Here is a 2,046-nt window from a genome sequence, read left to right as displayed (position 1 = left end):
CACCCTGCTCGTCACCGAGGACGGGCCGGAGATCCTCACCCTGGGAGACGCAGCATGAGCACCGGACACCCGTTGGGCATCGACGTCGGCGGCAGCGGCATCAAGGGGGCGCCGGTCGACCTCGACGCCGGCGCGTTCGCGCAGAAGCGGCTGCGCATCGAGACCCCCGCGGTCTCGACGCCCGAGGCCGTCTGCGACGTCATCGCGCAGATCGTCGACCACTTCGACGAGGTCCGCAGCGACTCCCCCATCGGGGTGACGATCCCCGGTGTCGTCCAGCACGGGGTCGTGAAGACCGCGGCGAACATCGACAAGTCGTGGATCGGCTGCGACATCGAGAAGCTGCTGGAGGACCGGCTGCAGCACGACGTCGTCGTCGTCAACGACGCCGACGCCGCCGGGGTCGGCGAGCTCAACTACGGCGCCGCCGCCGGGCACGAGGGGCTCGTCATCCTCACGACCCTCGGCACCGGCATCGGGACGGCGATCTTCAACGAGGGCGTCCTGGTCCCGAACTCCGAGCTCGGTCACATCGAGATCGACGGCTCGGACGCCGAGCCGCGGACCGCGAGCTCGGCCAAGACCCGCGAGGACCTCAGCTACCCGGAGTGGGCGGAGCGGCTGCAGAAGTACTACCGGGCGCTCGAGGACCTCATGTGGCCGGACCTCTTCGTCGTCGGCGGCGGGATCTCCAAGGACTCCGACCAGTTCCTGCCGCTGCTCGACATCCGCACGCCGATCATCCCGGCGCAGCTGCGGAACAAGGCCGGCATCATCGGCGCCGCCGTGCTCGCCACGTCCGCGCAGACCCGCCGCAAGCAACTGCGGGGCCACGTCACCGCCTGACCCAACTTTCTCGCCTGATCCCGGAACCTTCGGGTACGCGCACCCTCCGAACGTGCGCGAACCCGAAGGTTCGCGTGCGAACCCCGATCAGCGGCACGACCTGGTCCAGCCGCCCGCCGGCCGAGCGGGCGACCGAGTCCGCCAGCTGCTCGCGCACGTGGTCCGACGCCTCGGAGCGGTAGGCCGTCACGAGGCGGTCGAACTCGTCGTCGCCGATCCAGGGGCCGCCCAGGACACCCGCCAGACGGCCCCGCACATAGTCGGAGTAGTCGCGCCCGAGGTGGTCGAAGATCACGTCCCGCACATCGGCACGTGCGGCGGGCTCACGGATCTGGTGGACACCGTGGACAGTCACCCCGAGCTGCCGGAGCTCCTCGACGAAGACCACCTCCTCGGGGGCCACCTCCGTCGAGCCCGCCGGTCGCGACGTCACTCGAAGGTCACCGCGCCCCGCCCGGCGAGGTCGACGATCTCCGTGCGCTCGCTGCCCAGGTCACGCGCCTGCCCGAGGTAGAGGTTGCGCCCGGCCTCCTTCAGCAGCGCGTCGTGGATCGGGACCGCCCGCGGCGCCCCGAGCCGGCGGAGGAACCCAGTCATGTCGCGGCTGCGGGCCCACGGAGCCATGAGCGGGAAGGCGAGCACGTCGACCTCCCCGGGGTCGGCGTCCAGCGCGTCGCCGGGATGGTAGAGCGACGGCTCGCCGTCGGCGTCGAGGCGCACCCCGACGTTGGGGATGCGGGGGACGTCGTCGTGGATGAGGGCGTGGGTACGCCCGACCGGCGTCACCCGCACGCCGCCGACCTCGGTGACGCCGTCGTGCGTCTGTGCCTCGACGCCCAGGCCGGCGAGCACGTCGACGCTGCCGGGGTCGGTGAGGACCCGGGCGTCCGGGTTGCCCGAGAGCAGCGCCGGCACGCGGTCGGCGTCGAGGTGGTCGGGGTGCTGGTGGGTGACGATGACGGCGTCGAGGTCGCGCAGGCCGGTGAAGTCCTCGCTGAACGCGCCGGGGTCGATGAGGACCCGGGAGCCGGCCATCTCGACGAGCAGGCAGGAGTGTCCGAGGTGGGTGATCTGCATCCACCCACGCTAGCCCCGCTCACCCGATGGCGGGCTCGCTGTCGTCGTGGGCGCGGGCGGCCGGCTCCTCGGCGCGGTCCCGGGCCGGGACGGCGGCGTCGACGACCCCCGCGGCCGCCTCGA

At 72.3% G+C, this 2,046-nt stretch carries 3 protein-coding genes; 1 reads left to right on the top strand and 2 read right to left on the bottom strand.

Annotation, left to right across the window (positions count from 1 at the left end; translation table 11 throughout):
* The first annotated feature begins 54 nt into the window (after nucleotides 1-54).
* Nucleotides 55-846, top strand: coding sequence for a polyphosphate--glucose phosphotransferase (ppgK, locus tag EPD83_RS20150; RefSeq protein ID WP_128365896.1), 792 nt, complete (start codon nucleotides 55-57; stop codon nucleotides 844-846).
* Here ppgK and EPD83_RS20145 read toward each other — a convergent pair.
* Entirely contained in the window at nucleotides 836-1,249 is a 414-nt protein-coding gene (locus EPD83_RS20145) for a hypothetical protein (RefSeq protein ID WP_165567071.1), read from the bottom strand. The genes ppgK and EPD83_RS20145 overlap by 11 nt on opposite strands.
* A 26-nt stretch (nucleotides 1,250-1,275) precedes the next feature.
* Nucleotides 1,276-1,923, bottom strand: coding sequence for an MBL fold metallo-hydrolase (locus EPD83_RS20140; protein WP_165567070.1), 648 nt, complete (start codon nucleotides 1,921-1,923; stop codon nucleotides 1,276-1,278).
* Nucleotides 1,924-2,046 lie beyond the last annotated feature (123 nt).

The sequence above is a fragment of the Phycicoccus flavus genome, assembly GCF_004025965.2.
In the GTDB taxonomy this organism is placed as follows: domain Bacteria; phylum Actinomycetota; class Actinomycetes; order Actinomycetales; family Dermatophilaceae; genus Phycicoccus; species Phycicoccus flavus.
This window is presented reverse-complemented; position numbering and strand designations above follow the sequence as displayed.